Below are 16,421 nucleotides of genomic sequence, written 5' to 3' on the forward strand. Positions count from 1 at the left end.
GCGTATCCGCCGGGCCCCCGCGCCGTTGTGGATCAGTGCGTGATCGACAGGAACAGATAGGCCGCGAACAGCGACAGGTGCACGACGCCGTGCAGCACCGTCGTGCGTCCCTGGCTGAGCGTCAGCGTGCTCACCAGCAGCGTCAGCGACAGCAGCACGGTTTCCATCGCGCCGATGCCGAGCGTGAGCGGCTGGCCGACCCAGATGAACACGGCAGCGACGGTCGGGATCGTGAGCCCGATGCTCGCGAGCGCCGAGCCGAGCGCGAGGTTCATGCTGGTCTGCAGACGGTTCGCGCGCGCGGCGGTCACGGCCGCCAGCCCTTCGGGCAGCAGCACGAGCGCGGCGATCACGATGCCGACCGCGGCTTCGGGCGCGCCGAGCTTCATCACCGCGTGCTCGACGGCCGGCGACAGCAGCTTCGCGAGCAGCACGACCGCGACGAGGCTCGCGAACAGCAGCACCATGCTGATGATCGCCATGCGCGTGGTGGGCGGCGCGGCATGCACGGACTCGTTCGCGCTGTCGTGCGCGGCGAGGAAGTAGTCGCGATGGCGGACGGTCTGCACGAACACGAACACCCCGTACAGCACGAGCGACGATATGCCCGCGAACGCAAGCTGCGAGCTGGAGAACTGCGGGCCCGGCGCGGCGCTCAGATAGTTCGGCATCACGAGCGACAGCACCGACAGCGACGCGAGCACCGCGAGCGCCTTGCTCGCGCCGCGCCCCTGGAAGTCCTGTTCGCCGTGCTTCCACGCGCCGACCAGCAGGCAGAGGCCGACGATCCCGTTGCAGATGATCATCACGGCGGCGAACACGGTGTCGCGCGCGAGGCCCGACTTCTCGGGGCCGGCGCCGAGCATGACCGACACGATCAGCGCGACTTCGATGATGGTGACGGCCACCGCGAGCACGAGCGTGCCGAACGGCTCGCCGACGCGGTGCGCGACGACTTCGGCGTGATGGACCGCGGCGAACACGGCGCCGGCGAGGGCGGCGGCGAACAGCGCGATGACGAGGCCTTCGGCCGGCACGACGCGCGACAGCGCGAGTACCAGCCAGGCGGCAAGCGGGGCCCAGAGGGTCCAGCGCGGAAGCTGGTTGGACGAGAGCGGCATGGGCGGTTTCCTATGCGGGTGGCGGCGCGCGACGCGCCGTCACGGGTTGACGAAGCCCGGCCGGATGATCCGCCGAACGAGGACGATGAAACGGATGAGCAGGTGCTGCCCGGGGTTCGCCGCGATGAGGCGGCGAGGGGCGCGGGCGGGCCGAAGCCCGTCGCTGGATGAAACTGAAACGGTTCGATGCGGTCGGCCGCCGGTGGCGGGGTGCGGGCACGTGACGACCTGCAGGCCGGAAGCCTGGATCCGACCCCGGACGGGCGGCGGGCGATGGTCGACAGCGGTGGCGTGACACGCGGTTTCCCCCTGAAATCCGGCGGTTTGTCGAATTTTATCAGGCGTTCGGGGGCTACTATCTCACATTAGATTGCTTTCATTGACCTTTCGGTTTACAAAAAGTGCCCCGATCGTTCGATTTTTTTGTTTTTGCAGTTTCCGTAACGGTCTATTGCACGACAAATTCGGGCTCGCCCTGACATAAATCTACCGACCGGTCGGTTTATAATCGCTCGCACTTCCACTTCATGACGGATCGCAAGCGATGGCTGTTTCTTCTGCACATTCGGTGAATTCGGGCGCGCTGGCGCCGTCGGCGGTCGTCGGCGTGATCGGCGCGGGCGCGATGGGCGCGGGCATCGCACAGGTCGCGGCGGCCGCAGGCCATACGGTGTTGCTGTACGACCTGAACGAAGCCGCCTGCGACAAGGCGCTCGCCGGAATCCGCGCACAGTTCGCGCGGCTTGCGGAGAAGGGCCGGATGACGCCGGCGCAGGCCGGGGCGGCCGGGAGCCGGATCCGCGCGGTGCGCGCGCTGGCCGATTTCGCGGGCGCCGCGCTGATCGTCGAGGCGGCGGCCGAGCGGCTCGACGTGAAGCGCGAGATTTTCGCGACGCTCGAACGCCACGTCGACGACACCTGCGTGCTGACGACCAACACGTCGTCGATCTCGATCACGTCGATTGCCGCCGGGCTGCGCGCGCCGCAGCGCGTGGCCGGCCTGCATTTCTTCAATCCGGCGCCGCTGATGGCGCTCGTCGAGGTGGTCAGCGGGCTCGCCACGGCGCCCGAGGTTGCCCGGGTGCTGTACGACACCGCCGCCGCGTGGGGCAAGAAGCCGGTGCTGGCGAAGTCGACGCCGGGCTTCATCGTGAACCGCGTCGCGCGCCCGTATTACGCGGAGGCGCTGCGCGTGCTGAACGAACAGGGCGGCACGCCGGCATCGATCGATGCGGTGATGCGCGACGCGGGCGGCTTCCGGATGGGGCCGTTCGAGCTGATGGACCTGATCGGCCACGACGTGAACTTCGCGGTGACCGAGTCGGTGTTCCGCGCGTATTTCAACGACCCGCGCTACACGCCGTCGCTGATCCAGCAGGAACTCGTGAACGCCGGCTTCCTCGGGCGCAAGTCGGGGCGCGGCTTCTATTCGTATGCGGACGGCGCGACGCCGCCCGCGCCCGATCTCGAACCGCCGCGCGACGCGCCGGCCGACGTCGCGCTGTTCGCGCAGGACGGCCCGGCCGCCGCGCTGCGGGCGCGCTTCGCCGGGCAGTTCGCCGGCGCGCGGCAGGACGGCGCGCACGCCGACGAACTGCTCGCCGTGGCCGGCCGCGCATCGATCGCGCTGACCGACGGTCGCACCGCGACGGTGCGCGCCGCGCAAACCGGCGTGGCCGATCTCGTGCTCGTCGATCTCGCGCGCGATTACGCCCAGGCCGGGCTCGTCGCGCTCACGCGCGCGCTGCAGTGCAGCGACGCGGCCTATGCGGATGCGGTCGGCCTGTTCCAGCAAGCGGGTTTCCGTGTCGTCGGCATCGCCGACGTGCCGGGCATGGTCGCGATGCGCACCGTCGCGATGCTCGCGAACGAGGCGGCCGACACGGTCAACCAGGGCGTGTGCTCGCCCGCCGATCTCGATCTCGCGATGGAGAAAGGCGTGAACTACCCGTGCGGCCCGCTCGCGTGGGCCGATGCGATCGGCATCGGCCGCGTGCATCGCGTGCTGTCGAACCTTGCGGCGAGCTACGGCGAGGACCGCTATCGCGTGTCGCCGCGCATCGCCGCGCTGCACGCTGCCGGCCGCACCTTCCGCTAGCCGCCGGCGTGCCACCCCGATTACGACAACGACATTACTCCACTGGAGGAGCACCCCGATGACTCACCCGACGCATCCTGCCGCCGCGCTCGACCCGATCGAGACCGCCAGCCGCGACGAACTGCAGGCGCTGCAGATCGAGCGCCTCAAATGGTCGCTGCGCCACGCGTACGACAACGTTGCGCACTATCGCCGGACGTTCGACGCGGCGGGCGTGCATCCCGACGATCTGAAGACGCTCGCCGATCTCGCGAAATTCCCGTTCTCGACCAAGAACGACCTGCGCGACAACTACCCGTTCGGGCTCTTCGCGGTGCCGCGCGAGCAGGTCGTGCGCGTGCATGCGTCGAGCGGCACGACGGGCAAGCCGACGGTGGTCGGCTACACGGCGCGCGACATCGACACGTGGGCGAACGTGACCGCGCGTTCGATCCGCGCGGCCGGCGGCCGCCCGGGCGACACGCTGCACAACGCGTTCGGCTACGGGCTCTTCACGGGCGGCCTCGGGATTCACTACGGCGCGGAACGGCTCGGCTGCATGGTCGTGCCGATGTCGGGCGGCCAGACCGAGAAGCAGGTGCAGCTGATCCGCGATTTCGAACCGAAGATCATCCTCGTCACGCCGTCGTACATGCTGAACCTGATCGACGAGATGGTGCGGCAGGGGATGGACCCGGCCGCGTCGTCGCTGAAGATCGGCATCTTCGGCGCCGAGCCGTGGACGCAGGCGCTGCGCGAGGAAGTGGAGACGCGCGTGGGCATCGACGCGCTCGACATCTACGGGCTGTCGGAAGTGATGGGCCCGGGCGTCGCGTGCGAATGCGTCGAGACGAAGGACGGCCCGGTGATCTGGGAAGACCACTTCTATCCGGAGATCATCGACCCGGTGACCGGCGAAGTGCTGCCCGACGGCAGCGAAGGCGAGCTGGTGTTCACGTCGCTGACGAAGGAAGCGATGCCGGTGATCCGCTACCGCACGCGCGACCTCACCGCGCTGCTGCCGCCGACCGCGCGCGCGATGCGCCGGCTCGCGAAGATCACGGGCCGCTCCGACGACATGCTGATCGTGCGCGGCGTGAACGTGTTCCCGAGCCAGATCGAGGAGATCGTGGTCGCGCAGCCGAAGCTGTCGGGGCAGTTCCAGATCACGATCTCGCGCGACGGCCACATGGACCGGCTCGACCTCGCGGTCGAACTGCGCTCCGAGGCCGTCGCATGCGTGACCGACGGCGAGCGTGCGGCCATCGCGCGCGAGTTGCAGCACCGGATCAAGACGATGATCGGCGTGTCGGCTGGCGTGACGGTGCTCGCGGCGGGCGGCATCCCGGCCAGCGCGACCGGCAAGGCGCGCCGCGTGATCGACCGCCGGCATGTGGCCTGAGCGTGTCCGTTCCCTGTTCTACCCCGAGGAAACCTGTTCGATGGATGGATTGAAGACCCTGGCCGTCGCCGTCGATGCGCGCGGCATCGCGACCGTCGCGCTGCAGCGCGGCGACGTGCTCAACGCGTTCGACGAGACGATGATCGCCGAGCTGACCGACGCGTTCACGACGCTCGGCCGGCGCGACGACGTGCGCGCGATCGTGCTGCGCTCGGACGGCCGCGCGTTCTGCGCGGGCGCCGACCTGCAGTGGATGCAGCGCGCGAGCGCGAACGATGTGGCCGCGAACCTGCGCGACGCGGAGCGGTTCGCCGCGATGATGCGCGCGATCCGGCAATGCCCGAAGCCGACGGTCGCGCGCGTGCAGGGCCACGCGTTCGGCGGCGGCGTCGGCCTGTGCGCGGCCTGCGACATCGTGATCGCGAGCGATCACGCGCGCTTTTCGGTGAGCGAGGCGCGTTTCGGAATTCTGCCGTCGGTGATCGGCCCGTATCTGGTCGAGGCGGTCGGCCAGCGCCAGGCGCGCCGGCTCGCGCTGACCGCGACGCAGCTCGCGGCCGGCGAAGCCGTCGCGATCGGGCTGATTCATCAGGCCGTGCCGCTCGACGCACTCGACGAAGCGCTCGACAAGACGCTCGCCGAGCTGAGCCGCAACGGCCCGAACGCGCTGATGGAAATCAAGCGCTTTTTCGACGCGATCGGCGAGTATCCGCCGTCGGACGAACGCGCGGCCTTCACCGCGCAGACGATCTCCCGCGTGCGGGCGACGCCGGAGGCGAAGGAGGGCTTCGCCGCGTTCTTCGCGAAGCGGCCGCCGGCCTGGGAGCCGGGCGCGGAATAACGCGCGGCAGCGGCGTGCGGCGGGGCGGCGGCAGGCGTGTTGCGCGCGGGCCGCGATTTGCGTCTCGGGCGCCGGCGCTTGCTCTACAATGCGTGACTCCCGGCGCACCGCCGGCCCAGCCCTGACCGTTGCTTCGCTCCGATGATCGTCAACCGCCTTATCTCCGAGATCCTGTTCGGCTTCACCGGCCTGATCGGCATCATCAACCCGATCGGCATTGCGTTCCTGTTTCTCGAACGCACCGAGGCGTTGACCGAGCACGAGCGGAACCTGCTCGCGAAGAAGGTGGCGTTCAACGCGTTCATCGTGCTGCTGGTCGCGTTCTTCGCCGGCACGCCGGTGCTGCATTTCTTCGGGATCTCGATGGAAGCGCTGCGGATCGGCGGCGGTTTCGCGGTCGCCGTGGCCGGCTGGCAGATGCTCAACGAGCCGGACGGCCCGGGCGGCGGCGACACGCCCGTGAAGCCGATCGACGCGAACGCGATCATGACGCGCGCGTTCTTCCCGCTGACCATGCCGCTGACGGTCGGCCCCGGCTCGATCGCGACCGCGATCGCGCTGAACGCGAACCGCACGCACAAGCTGTCGGAGTTCATGCTGTCGAGCATCGTGTCGATCACCGTCTCCATACTGGTTGCGATCGTGATCTGGCAGGTCTACAGCCGCTCCGCGCTGCTGTCGCGCTACCTCGGCAGCGAAGGCACCAAGGTCGCGAAGCGCGTGTCGGCGTTCCTGTTGCTGTGCATCGGCGTGCAGATCATGCTGACCGGCTTCTCCGAATTCCTGCAGCCGCTCGCCGACCAGATCAAGTAAACCAGGTAACCGGTTCGTCCTGCGACGCGCGGCCCGGCGCGGCGCTACGCGTCCGGATAGTCGGCACCGCGCGACACGTCGGCCCAGCCGTCGAAGTCGTGCCTGAGCGCGTCGAGCTTGCGGTTCGCGTTGGTCAGCGCAACCTTGCCGAGCAGCAGGCGCAGCGGCGCATCGTCGCTTTCCACCATCTTCACGATCGCGTCGGCCGCGCGCGCCGGGTCGCCCGGCTGCTTGCCGCTATAGCCGCGGATCGTGTCGGTGCGCAGCTTCGCGGTCGCCGCGTAGTCGTCGAGCGTCTGCGGCGCCTGGTTCGCGGAGCGGCCGGCCCAGTCGGTGCGAAACGGCCCCGGTTCGACGATCAGCACCTTCACGCCGAGCGGCGCCAGTTCCTGCGCGAGCGATTCGGACAGCGCCTCGACCGCGAACTTCGTTGCGTTGTAGAAGCCGACGCCCGGCGACGCGACGATGCCGCCCACCGACGAGATGTTCACGATCGTGCCGGCACGCTGCTTGCGCAGCGTCGGCAGCAGCGCGCGCGTCATGTCGGCCAGGCCCCAGACGTTGATGTCGAACATTTTCCGCACTTCGTCGCGCTCGCTTTCCTCGAACGAACCGAAATAGCCGATCCCCGCGTTGTTCACGAGCACGTCGACGCGGCCGAAGCGGGCGAGCGCGGCACGCGTCGCCGCGTCGATCTGCGCGGGTTGCGTCACGTCGAGCGGCAGCACGAGCGCGAGCTCGCCGAATTCGGGGGCAAGCCCGGCGAGCGAATCCGGATTGCGCGCGGTGACGATGGTCGGGTAGCCGAGGCCGAGCGTCTTGCGCGCGATCTCGCGGCCGAAGCCGGTCGAACAGCCCGTGATGAACCAGACCGGCTTGTCGTGGGTGGTGGTGGTCATGGAAGCTCCTTTCATGAGGTGAACAGGTGCTGTGGCGCGGCGGCGGGCGCCGCAGGGGCGAACCTTCCGAAGCGCCGATTGTGCGCCCGATGCGCGCGGCGTGCAGCGGGCGCACCGATACGCGTTTGCGCGCCGCGGGATACCATGCGACGTCTGGCGGATGCGCCGCACCGTTCGTGCCCGGTGTGCCGAAGCGCGGCGCGCATCCGGCCGCAAACCCCACTTCAATGACGAGGCGTGCAATGGAATACGTGAAATTCGGGTCGACCGGGATGGACGTGTCGAAGCTGGTGCTGGGTTGCATGACGTTCGGCGAGCCGACGCGCGGTACGCATCCGTGGACGCTGCCGGAAGCGGAAAGCCGCCCGATCATCCAGCGCGCGATCGAGGCTGGCATCAACTTCTTCGACACCGCGAACATGTATTCGGACGGCACGTCCGAAGAGATCGTCGGCCGCGCGCTGCGCGACTTCGCGAAGCGCGACGAGGTGGTGATCGCGACCAAGGTGTTCTACCGGATGCGCCCGGGGCCGAACGGCGCGGGGCTGTCGCGCAAGGCGATCATGACCGACATCGACCAGAGCCTGAAGCGGCTCGGCACCGACTACGTCGACCTGTACCAGATTCACCGCTGGGATGACGGCACGCCGATCGAGGAGACGCTCGAAGCGCTGCACGACGTCGTGAAGGCGGGCAAGGCGCGCTATATCGGGGCGTCGTCGATGTTTGCGTGGCAGTTCGCGAAGGCGCTGTATACGTCGAAGCAGAACGGCTGGACCCGCTTCGTCAGCATGCAGAACCACCTGAACCTGCTGTATCGCGAGGAGGAACGCGAAATGCTGCCGCTGTGCGAGGCCGAGGGCGTCGCGGTGATTCCGTGGAGCCCGCTCGCGCGCGGCCGGCTCACGCGCAACTGGGACGAATCGACGGGCCGGCAGCAGAGCGACGACGTCGGCCAGCGACTGTACGACGCGACGGCGGATGCCGACCGGGCTGTCGTCGAGGCGGTCGCGGCGATCGCCGCCGCGCGCAACGTGCCGCGTGCGCAGGTCGCGCTCGCGTGGGTCGCGCACAAGCGCGGCGTGACCGCGCCGATCGTCGGCATCTCGAAGCCGCACCATCTGGACGACGCGCTCGGCGCACTTCAGTTGAAGCTGACGGACGACGAAATCGCGGCGCTCGAAGGCCCGTACGTGCCGCACGCGGTGGCCGGGTTCAACTGAGCGGCCCCTGCGGGAGCTGGCCGCTGCGCGTGGCGTTCAGCGCGCGGCGGCGAGCATCGGGTAGGTGAACAGCCCGAAGTGGATGACGTTCAGCCCCGCATGCGCGAGTGCGGCCGCGAGCAGCCCGCCGCGCCGCCACGCGAGGCCGTAGCCGACGCCGGCCACCGTGCCGAGCACGATCCATGGCCAGCCGCCGGCCGCGTGCGCGGCGCCGAACAGCACCGCGGCGATCGCCAGCGCGGCCCACGGCCCCCACGCGAAGCGGCCGAGGATGCGCGTCAGCCCGCCTCGGATGTAGCCGCGGAACAGCGCTTCCTCGGCGAGCGTCACGAGTAGCACATTGTTGACGAGCCACATCCAGCCCGACGCCGGCCATTTCGGCGCCCAGCCGACCATCCCGAACAGAAGCGCGCCGGCCAGGCAGGCCGCCGCGGTCCCGACGGCCGCCACGGCGCCGGTGCGCAGCACGCGCGACAGCGGGACGTCGGGCGCGACCCACGGCAGCACCCACAGCAGCCACAGGCCGACGAGCGGCTTGTCGAAATTCAGGTACATCGTGAACGGCACGGCATCCGGCGTGAACCGCGTCGGTTCGATCACGCGCGGATTGTGGAAGCCGGGGATCAGGTGCAGGCTCAGCGCGATCGCGAGCGCGGCAAACCCGAGGTGGGCGACGAGGCGAACCGCGAGCGGGCGGCCGGGCGCGACGCCCCAGGCGGCGGCCGCGAGCAGCGCGAGCGGCGCCAGCACGACGGGCGACAGCGTGCCGAACGCCAGCGCACCGGCATAGCCGAGCGCGGCGAGCGCGAGGCTCGGCCCGTGCAGCGGGCGATGCCACGCGAGCGCGGCGGCCGCGAACAGGGCGAGCCAGATCGTGGCGCTCGGGAGAAGCGAAAGGGACATGGAGCGGGGCGTGCGTCGGACGAAACGCCGCGCATCATACCGCAGCGACCGTGACACCCCGCCCGGCCGCACACGCGGAGAGCACTCAGCGGCTGGCGATTTCGGTCACGCTGTCGCGGGTCGGGATGTCGACGCGATTGCGCTCGCGCACCCGCCGCCGATACCAGAAGGTCCACAGCAGCAGGGCGCCGAACACCGTGTAGCCGATGATCGGCGACACGACGAGCACGCGCTCGACGGGCCACGCGACGACCATCCACAGGCGCAGCAGCATTTCCAGCGTCATGCACGCGCCCCAGACGAACGTCATCAGCCGGAGCATCCGGCGCAGCCGGGGCTGCTCGGCCCAGACCGTCTCGAAACGCGCGGCGCCGCCGGCCATCTCGCGGGCCACCGTCGCGCGTGCGAGATAGAAGATCAGCGGACGGTCGCGGAACAGCGACAGCAGGAAGACGACGCCGATCGAGCCGGACGCGAGCGATTCGCGCATCAGCAGCGTGCGCGCGCTGCCGCCGAGCGCCATTCCGGCGATCGACAGCGCGATGCCGAGCAGCACGATGGCGGCGACCGCGTCGATGCGGCGCGAGCGGATGAATTCGACGATGGACCAGACGATCGGCGGGACCGCCGACGCGTACAGCGCGCCGGTTTCGCCGACATACGGATGCGCGACCCGGTAGGCGACCCAGGGCAGCAGCAGGTTGACGACGAGTTCGAGAATCAGGCCGGCTCGTGGTTTCACGGGAGCGGGCGCGCGGGTAGCGCGCGGAGCGGTGAGGTCGCTTCGAGTATATCGAAGTCGGACCCCGTGTGTGGCGGCGCCCGCCGTTGCGCGCGCATCGACTCGACAACGGGCGCGAACGCACGCCGGCCGGGCGGCCGGCGTGTTCGTCATGCACGCATCATGCGGTTGCCGGCTGGACGATGATCTTCACGTTCCGGTCCTTGTGGTTGACCAGCTCCTCGAAGCCGTGCGTGACGATGTCGCCGAGCGCGATGCGTCCGGTGATCAGCGGCTGCACGTCGATGCGGCCGTCCGCGATGAAGCGGATCACGTCCGCGAATTCGCCGTTGTACGCGAGCGAGCCGATCACTTCCTTCTCGGTCGACACGATGTCGAAGAAGTTGAACGGCGTCGGCTCCTCGAAGATGCCGACCATCACCGACTTGCCCGCCTTGCGGATCACGTCGATCGCGAGCTTCGCGGTGGTCGTGTGCCCGATGCACTCGAACGATACGTCGGCGCCGTAGCCGCCCGTCAGCGCCTTGACCTCCGCGATCGCGTCGGACGATTTCGGGTCGATCACGACCGTTGCGCCGACTTCGAGCGCCTTCTGCTTGCGCGCGGCCGACATTTCCAGCGCGATCACGCGCCCGGCGCCCGCGGCCTTCGCGCACATGATCGTGCACAGGCCGATCGTGCCGGCGCCGACCACGACGACCGTCTGCCCGACGATGTTGCCGGCCTTCTTCACCGCATGCAGCCCGACCGCGAGCGGCTCGATCAGCGCGCCGGCCTCGGTCGGGAAGTTTTCCGGCAACCGGTACAGCAGTTCGGCCGGCACGTTCACGTATTCGGCGAATGCGCCGTTGTTCATCAGGCCGGTGAACGCCAGGTTCTCGCAGATGTTGTACAGCCCGTGCGTGCAATACCAGCATTTGCCGCAATGCTGGCAGGCGTCGGCCGTCACGCGGTCGCCGGGCGCGAAGCCGGTCACGCCCGCGCCGAGCGCCGCGATTTCGCCGCTGAATTCGTGGCCGAGGATGCACTGGCCCTTCAGGCCCGTCAGCGGATGCGGGGCGTCGACGGGAATGAACACGGGCCCCGCGACGTATTCGTGCAGATCCGAGCCGCAAATTCCGCACCAGTGCACGCGGATCTGGACCCAGCCGGCCGGCGGGTGCGCCGGAACGGGAACCTCTTCGACGCGGATGTCGCGGCGGCCGCGCCAGACGGCGGCCTTCATGCTCGGTGCGGTGTTCGGTGCCGGTGTACTCACGTTGCTGTCTCCGTCGGGTTGTCGTCGGGCGCGGGGCAAGGGGGCCGCTGCGTCCGTCGCGCGATTGCGCGAACGACCGAGATGCAGGAACGGGGCCAGCATGAATGCGGGGCGCGCGGTGTGCGGTGCGGCAGGGCGCTTCGCGGCTACCGCCGGCGGCTCCGCGTGAAGCGCGCGCGAAATTTGTTGCAACCGCGATGCCGCCGCTCGCATGAGACGCCGGGACATTCGTCTCAGCCGTTTGAGACGAAACGCGAGACACGCGGCCCGGTCGGTGTCGCCGCCGTAACCGCCCATTGTTCCGATTGGTGAAACGCAACATTGCGCCCGCGCGCTCTTTACTTGAAGTTAACTTCAATTTGTATCATCTGCGGTAGTCCGATCGCCCGCGCTGCGCCGGCCCGTTTCAATCTTCACGGAATGTCGTCAAGCATGCCGAACTTCATCGAAAGCCTGATCTGCGAATACGTGTCGTATCACATGCTGGTCGCCGACGAGCGGGGCGCGATGCCGTTGCCGGCAGAGGCTGGAATGGAGCGGCCGTCGGCGAGTGCCTGTCGCGCGCCGGTTCCGGAGTCGGTCGCGCCGGGCGCTTCACCGTTGCGCCCGCAATTGTTCGTGACGGTTCTGGAGGCCGGCGACGACGGCCTGCTGGTGCGCTGGAGCGAAAGCGGGCGCTGTCATTACGGCGAGCAACGCTGGCGCTTGCGCGTCGCGTTGCAGGCGGGCCGCTGCGCGATCTCGGGGCGGGCGATCGAGCCGGGCGAACCGGTGTACCGGCCGGTGCGGCGGCCGGTGCCCGTCAACGGCGACGAGATGATCCGCCCGGCGTCGGTGCCGGGCATGGGCGCCGCCGCGCGGGCCGGCGTGCCGGCGCCGGACCACGACGCGACGGATCCGGCCGGCGTGGCAGGCTGAACGCCGGCCGGCCGCGGTTGCGCGTTACTTGAGATCCTTCCGGTACTGGATGAACCCCGCGTTGTTCGCGAGCTTGTCGTACAGCGCGCGGGCGGTCGTGTTGGTCTCGTGCGTGAGCCAGTACACGCGGCTCGCGCCGGCTTCGCGGGCCCGCTCGTACACGGCCTCGATCAGTGCGCCGCCCGCGCCCTGTCCGCGTGCGTCGGCCGCCGTGAACAGGTCCTGCAGGTAGCAGTACGGCCCTTCCGTCCAGCACGAGCGGTGGTAGAGCGCGTGCACGATTCCCACGAGCGCCCCCGACGCATCGAATGCGCCGAGCACGAACATCGGCTCGTCGGGATCCATCAGCCGTGCCCACGTGGTCGCGAACACGGCGTCGCTCAGCGCGGTCTCGTAGAACTTCTGATAACCCTGCCACAGCGGGCGCCATGCGGCTTCGTCGGCGGCGACGAGCGGGCGGACCGTGACGCGCGTCGCGTCGTTCGCGCGGCCGGCCGCATCGCGGGCCTGCGCCTGGGCGTGGCGGATCGCGGTGAGCGATTCGCGCTGCGCGCCTTGCGCGTCGAAGTTCTCCGGTGCGAGCCAGGCTTCGAACGCGGCCCGCACGGCTGGCCATTCACCGTCGATGATCGAGAACCACGCGGTGTCGCGGTTGCGGCCCTTGTAGATGATCGCCTGCCGGAACGTGCCTTCGTAACGGAAACCGAGCCGCGCGGCCGCCTTGCGCGACGGCTCGTTGAGGTCGTCGCACTTCCATTCGTAGCGCCGGTAGCCGAGCGTGTCGAACGCGTACTTCATCAGCAGGTACTGCGCTTCGGTCGAGATCGGCGTGCGCTTGAGCAGCGGCGAGAACGTGACGGAGCCGACCTCGATCACGCCGTTGGCCGGATCGATGCGCATCAGCGCGAGCGTGCCGACCGCGCGGTTCGTCGCACGGTCGATCACCGTGTAGTGCAGCGGATCGGCGCTCGTCGCCGCGCCGCGCGCGTAGTCGCGGTAGCCCGACTCGTCGGCGTACGGGCCGTGCGCGAGATAGGTCCAGTCGGCGCCGTCGGGCGCCTGCGCGTACGCGGCATACAGGTCGGACGCGTGGCGGTCGGCGTCGAGCGGTTCGAGCCGGCAGTAGCGGCCTTCGATCACGATGCGCTCGGGGCGCGGGCGGGCGGACCAGTCCGGAACGGGGTGGCCGATGGGCTGCTGGAAGGCGTTGGTGAGCGTGGACAAGGTCGATCTCGCTTCGGTTGGCGGCCGGCGACATGCCGGCATGCAGACGATCGTAGTCCCGGCGAGGTACCATGAGAAGCGCCAGACTACGCTGAATTTATGGTGCCACGATGAAGCCATGATGGCGCCATGCCCGAGACTTCCACGCCGCGACATCCCGATGACGACTGCTATTCCTTCCGGCAATGCGCCGCTGTTGCCGCTCGACGCGCCGCTCGCGCGCACGGCCGGCGCGCCTTCGCTGCAGCGCCAGTTGCTGCGCCGCGTGCGCGACGCGATTCTCGGCGGCGCGATGCCGGCCGGCACGCGATTGCCCGGCACGCGCGCGCTGGCCGAGACACTCGGCGTGTCGCGCAACACGACGGCGGCCGTCTACGAGCAGCTCGTCGCTGAAGGCTTCCTGCAATCCGATCGTCGCGGCACGCGGGTGGTCGGGCTGTCGCGGCCGGCCGCGCCGCGTCGCCGGGCGGCGGCGCCGGTCGTCGCGCAGCGGCTCGGGCGGATCCGTCCGAGCCTGATCGGCACCGGCGAGTCGGAGGGTTTCCGGCCGGGCGTGCCCGCGCTGTCGCATTTCCCGGTGGACGCATGGCGGCACGCGATCGACCGCGCGCTGCGCCGCGAGGGCCGCGACCTGCTGGCGTATGGCGACCCGCTCGGCGAGCGCGCGCTGCGCGAATCGATCGCGCGCCATCTGGCGGTGACGCGCGGCGTGCGCTGCGATCCCGAGCAGATCGCGATCACGGAAGGCGCGCAGGGCGCGATCGCGCTGTGCGCGCAGTTGCTGACGAACCCGGGCGACACGGTCTGGGTCGAGGAACCCGGCTATCGCGGCGCGCGCAGCGCGATGCAGGCGGCCGACCTCGACGTCGTGCCGATGCCGGTCGACGCGGAGGGGCTGCGCGCGGAAGACGCCGACTGGCGCGAACGGACGCCGCGGCTCGTCTATACGACGCCGTCGAACCAGTTCCCGACCGGCGCGGTGCTGTCGATCTCGCGCCGTCTCGCGCTGATCGACGCCGCGCGCCGGCATCGCGCCTGGATCATCGAGGACGATTACGACAGCGAGTTCCGCCACACCGGCGAGCCGATCGGCGCGCTGCACGGGCTCGCGGCCGATTCGCCGGTCGTCTATCTCGGCTCGTTCAGCAAGACGATGTTCCCGGCGCTGCGGATCGGTTTTCTGGTGCTGCCCGACGCGTTGCTGGCCGCGGTGCGGCCGGCGCTGCCGGAGATGCTGCGCGGCGGCACGCGCCACGTGCAGCTCGCGCTTGCCGATTTCATCGAGACGGGGGAGTACGGGCGGCATCTCGGGCGGATGCGCCGGCTGTATCGCGACCGGCGGCGGTCGCTGCTCGCCGCGCTCGACGACGCATTCAGCGTGCCGCATCAGGTCGAGGGCGGGCCGTGCGGCCTCCATCTGGCGCTGCGGTTGCCGGCGCGCTATCGCGACCGGGCGATCGTCGAGACGGCGCGCACGCACGGCATCGGGCCGTTTCCGCTGTCGGGGTTTTCGATCCATGCGACGTCGGCGGCCAACGGGCTCGTGCTCGGGTTCGGCAATACGTCGGCCGATGCGTTCGCGCCGATGCTGCGGACGTTGTCGGCGATCGCGCATCGGGTCGCGGGAGATTGAGACGGGCGCGTGTGCGTCGATGCCGTTCACCGCACGCGTTCGGCCCGAATGATCCGATGCGCGGCCACCAGGCTGAGCACGAGCAGCACCGCGACGAACGCGACGACGGCGCGCCACGCACCGTGTTGCCAGAACGTGCCGCCGGCCGAGCCGAGCACGCTCGACCCGAGGTAATACGCGAGCAGGTAGAGCGACGCGGCGTGCCCCTTCGCGGATCCGGCGAGATGCCCGACCCAGCCGCTCGCGACCGCATGGGCGACGAAGAAGCCGATCGTGATCAGCACGATCCCGACGATGATCGCGACGAGCGAATGCGACAGCGTCAGCGCGAGGCCCGCCGCAAACACGAGAATGCCGCTCACGAGCACGGGTGCCCGCCCGAGGCGATCGGCGAGCGCGCCCGCGCTCGACGACGAAACCATCCCGAACAGGTATGCGCCGAAGATCAGCCCGCATGCCGTTGCGCTCAGGTTGAACGGCGCCGCCATGAGCCGGAACCCCGCATAGTTGTATACGGTCACGAACGAGCCCATTACCAGGAAGCCGATCGCGAACACGAACGGCAGCCGCGCGTGATGCAGTTGCGCGCGCCACAGCCGCAAGTGGTGACGCAGCGTCAGGTCGGTGCGCTTCACGAAGCGTCGCGACTGCGGCAGCAGCATCACGAATGCGATCGCGGCGAGCAGATCGACGACGCCGATCGACAGCATCGCGGTCCGCCACGAGAAATACTCTTCGAGCGCGCTCATCCCGATTCGCCCGATCATGCCGCCGAATGCGGTCCCGCCGACGTACAGCCCCATCGATAGCCCCAGCCCGTCGGGCGCGATTTCTTCCGCAAGATAGGCCATCGCCACCGCCGGCACGCCGCCGAGCGCGAAGCCTTCGAGCGCGCGCCAGACCAGCAGCAGGTTCCAGCTCGGCGAAATCGCGGCGAGCAGGTTGAACAGCGCGGCGAGCGTCATCGACGCGAACATCAGCCCGCGTCGCCCGACGCGCTCGGACAGCGCGCCGGCGCACAGGATCGAGAGGGCCAGCATCCCGGTCGACAGCGACAGGGACAGCGAACTCGACGCCGCGCCGATGTTGAATTCGCGCGCGAACGCGGGCAGCAACGGCTGGACGCAGTACAGCAGCGAGAAGGTGGAGAAGCCGGCAAGGAACAGCGCCAGCGCGATGCGCTTGTAAGCCGCCGAGCGCGGCGACACGCCGGCAGGCAGCGCATCGGCCGCGGCGTTCGGGACGCGCGCGGCGGCAGGCGGAATCGCGGGAGAAGACATGGTATGCACCCGATGTGCTAGGGAATACCCGAATTCTTGCGCATGGTCAAACATATGTCCAATATATGAAAGAAACCGTAGCGATAT

The 16,421-nt window shown here is 69.5% G+C and carries 14 protein-coding genes; 7 read left to right on the forward strand and 7 right to left on the reverse strand.

Annotation, left to right across the window (positions count from 1 at the left end):
• Window positions 1-32: 32 nt before the first annotated feature.
• Window positions 33-1,121, reverse strand: a complete 1,089-nt coding sequence (locus BME24068_RS13015; RefSeq protein ID WP_096499736.1) for a calcium:cation antiporter — start codon at window positions 1,119-1,121, stop codon at window positions 33-35.
• 544 nt (window positions 1,122-1,665) lie between these two features.
• Between BME24068_RS13015 and BME24068_RS13020 the strand changes: the two genes are divergently transcribed.
• The 4 genes from BME24068_RS13020 to BME24068_RS13035 all read left to right on the forward strand — a co-directional run bounded on the left by BME24068_RS13020 (window position 1,666) and on the right by BME24068_RS13035 (window position 6,254).
• Window positions 1,666-3,219 carry a 3-hydroxyacyl-CoA dehydrogenase gene (locus tag BME24068_RS13020; protein WP_174926308.1) on the forward strand — a complete coding sequence of 518 codons (1,554 nt, stop codon included), beginning with the start codon at window positions 1,666-1,668 and terminating at the stop codon, window positions 3,217-3,219.
• A gap of 58 nt (window positions 3,220-3,277) precedes the next feature.
• Window positions 3,278-4,600, forward strand: coding sequence for a phenylacetate--CoA ligase PaaK (paaK, locus tag BME24068_RS13025; protein WP_174926309.1), 1,323 nt, complete (start codon window positions 3,278-3,280; stop codon window positions 4,598-4,600).
• A 40-nt stretch (window positions 4,601-4,640) separates the two neighbouring features.
• Window positions 4,641-5,441: an enoyl-CoA hydratase-related protein gene (locus BME24068_RS13030; RefSeq protein WP_174926310.1), complete on the forward strand. Its 801-nt coding sequence runs from the start codon at window positions 4,641-4,643 to the stop codon at window positions 5,439-5,441.
• 141 nt (window positions 5,442-5,582) lie between these two features.
• A complete protein-coding gene (locus tag BME24068_RS13035) occupies window positions 5,583-6,254 on the forward strand; it encodes a MarC family protein (RefSeq protein WP_096499728.1) in 672 nt (223 codons plus the stop codon).
• A 44-nt stretch (window positions 6,255-6,298) separates the two neighbouring features.
• On the opposite strand, the gene BME24068_RS13040 is transcribed toward BME24068_RS13035, so the two are convergent.
• Window positions 6,299-7,153 carry an oxidoreductase gene (locus tag BME24068_RS13040; protein ID WP_174926311.1) on the reverse strand — a complete coding sequence of 285 codons (855 nt, stop codon included), beginning with the start codon at window positions 7,151-7,153 and terminating at the stop codon, window positions 6,299-6,301.
• Between the two features lie 242 nt (window positions 7,154-7,395).
• Here BME24068_RS13040 and BME24068_RS13045 point away from each other — a divergent pair, with 242 nt between their 5' ends.
• On the forward strand, window positions 7,396-8,376 hold the full coding sequence (locus BME24068_RS13045; RefSeq protein WP_174926312.1) for an aldo/keto reductase: 981 nt from the start codon (window positions 7,396-7,398) through the stop codon (window positions 8,374-8,376).
• A 36-nt stretch (window positions 8,377-8,412) separates the two neighbouring features.
• Here BME24068_RS13045 and BME24068_RS13050 read toward each other — a convergent pair whose 3' ends face one another.
• The 3 genes from BME24068_RS13050 to BME24068_RS13060 form a co-directional block, all read right to left on the reverse strand.
• Window positions 8,413-9,279: a CPBP family intramembrane glutamic endopeptidase gene (locus tag BME24068_RS13050; protein WP_174926313.1), complete on the reverse strand. Its 867-nt coding sequence runs from the start codon at window positions 9,277-9,279 to the stop codon at window positions 8,413-8,415.
• A gap of 85 nt (window positions 9,280-9,364) precedes the next feature.
• On the reverse strand, window positions 9,365-10,021 hold the full coding sequence (locus BME24068_RS13055) for a VC0807 family protein (protein WP_174926314.1): 657 nt from the start codon (window positions 10,019-10,021) through the stop codon (window positions 9,365-9,367).
• Window positions 10,022-10,181: 160 nt separating this feature from the next.
• Window positions 10,182-11,246, reverse strand: a complete 1,065-nt coding sequence (locus BME24068_RS13060; RefSeq protein ID WP_174926384.1) for a 2,3-butanediol dehydrogenase — start codon at window positions 11,244-11,246, stop codon at window positions 10,182-10,184.
• A gap of 465 nt (window positions 11,247-11,711) precedes the next feature.
• Here BME24068_RS13060 and BME24068_RS13065 point away from each other — a divergent pair, with 465 nt between their 5' ends.
• Window positions 11,712-12,197, forward strand: coding sequence for a DUF3331 domain-containing protein (locus BME24068_RS13065; protein WP_096499716.1), 486 nt, complete (start codon window positions 11,712-11,714; stop codon window positions 12,195-12,197).
• Between the two features lie 24 nt (window positions 12,198-12,221).
• Here the strand turns inward: BME24068_RS13065 and BME24068_RS13070 are convergent, their stop codons facing one another.
• A complete protein-coding gene (locus BME24068_RS13070) occupies window positions 12,222-13,421 on the reverse strand; it encodes a GNAT family N-acetyltransferase (protein WP_096499714.1) in 1,200 nt (399 codons plus the stop codon).
• A 160-nt stretch (window positions 13,422-13,581) separates the two neighbouring features.
• Between BME24068_RS13070 and pdxR the strand changes: the two genes are divergently transcribed.
• The gene (gene pdxR, locus BME24068_RS13075) at window positions 13,582-15,054 is read left to right on the forward strand and encodes a MocR-like pyridoxine biosynthesis transcription factor PdxR (protein ID WP_174926315.1); all 1,473 of its coding nucleotides are present in this window, start codon (window positions 13,582-13,584) and stop codon (window positions 15,052-15,054) included.
• A 26-nt stretch (window positions 15,055-15,080) separates the two neighbouring features.
• On the opposite strand, the gene BME24068_RS13080 is transcribed toward pdxR, so the two are convergent.
• Complete coding sequence (locus BME24068_RS13080; protein ID WP_174926316.1) at window positions 15,081-16,334, reverse strand: MFS transporter; 1,254 nt, start codon at window positions 16,332-16,334, stop codon at window positions 15,081-15,083.
• Window positions 16,335-16,421 lie beyond the last annotated feature (87 nt).

This window comes from Burkholderia anthina (genome assembly GCF_902498995.1).
Taxonomy (GTDB): domain Bacteria; phylum Pseudomonadota; class Gammaproteobacteria; order Burkholderiales; family Burkholderiaceae; genus Burkholderia; species Burkholderia anthina.

Coding starts and splice junctions, on each gene's coding strand:
- BME24068_RS13015 (WP_096499736.1), bottom strand. CDS start 1,121: ATGCCGCTCTCGTCCAACCAGCTTCCGCGCTGGACCCTCTGGGCCCCG.
- BME24068_RS13020 (WP_174926308.1), top strand. CDS start 1,666: ATGGCTGTTTCTTCTGCACATTCGGTGAATTCGGGCGCGCTGGCGCCG.
- paaK (WP_174926309.1), top strand. CDS start 3,278: ATGACTCACCCGACGCATCCTGCCGCCGCGCTCGACCCGATCGAGACC.
- BME24068_RS13030 (WP_174926310.1), top strand. CDS start 4,641: ATGGATGGATTGAAGACCCTGGCCGTCGCCGTCGATGCGCGCGGCATC.
- BME24068_RS13035 (WP_096499728.1), top strand. CDS start 5,583: ATGATCGTCAACCGCCTTATCTCCGAGATCCTGTTCGGCTTCACCGGC.
- BME24068_RS13040 (WP_174926311.1), bottom strand. CDS start 7,153: ATGACCACCACCACCCACGACAAGCCGGTCTGGTTCATCACGGGCTGT.
- BME24068_RS13045 (WP_174926312.1), top strand. CDS start 7,396: ATGGAATACGTGAAATTCGGGTCGACCGGGATGGACGTGTCGAAGCTG.
- BME24068_RS13050 (WP_174926313.1), bottom strand. CDS start 9,279: ATGTCCCTTTCGCTTCTCCCGAGCGCCACGATCTGGCTCGCCCTGTTC.
- BME24068_RS13060 (WP_174926384.1), bottom strand. CDS start 11,246: ATGAAGGCCGCCGTCTGGCGCGGCCGCCGCGACATCCGCGTCGAAGAG.
- BME24068_RS13065 (WP_096499716.1), top strand. CDS start 11,712: ATGCCGAACTTCATCGAAAGCCTGATCTGCGAATACGTGTCGTATCAC.
- pdxR (WP_174926315.1), top strand. CDS start 13,582: ATGACGACTGCTATTCCTTCCGGCAATGCGCCGCTGTTGCCGCTCGAC.
- BME24068_RS13080 (WP_174926316.1), bottom strand. CDS start 16,334: ATGTCTTCTCCCGCGATTCCGCCTGCCGCCGCGCGCGTCCCGAACGCC.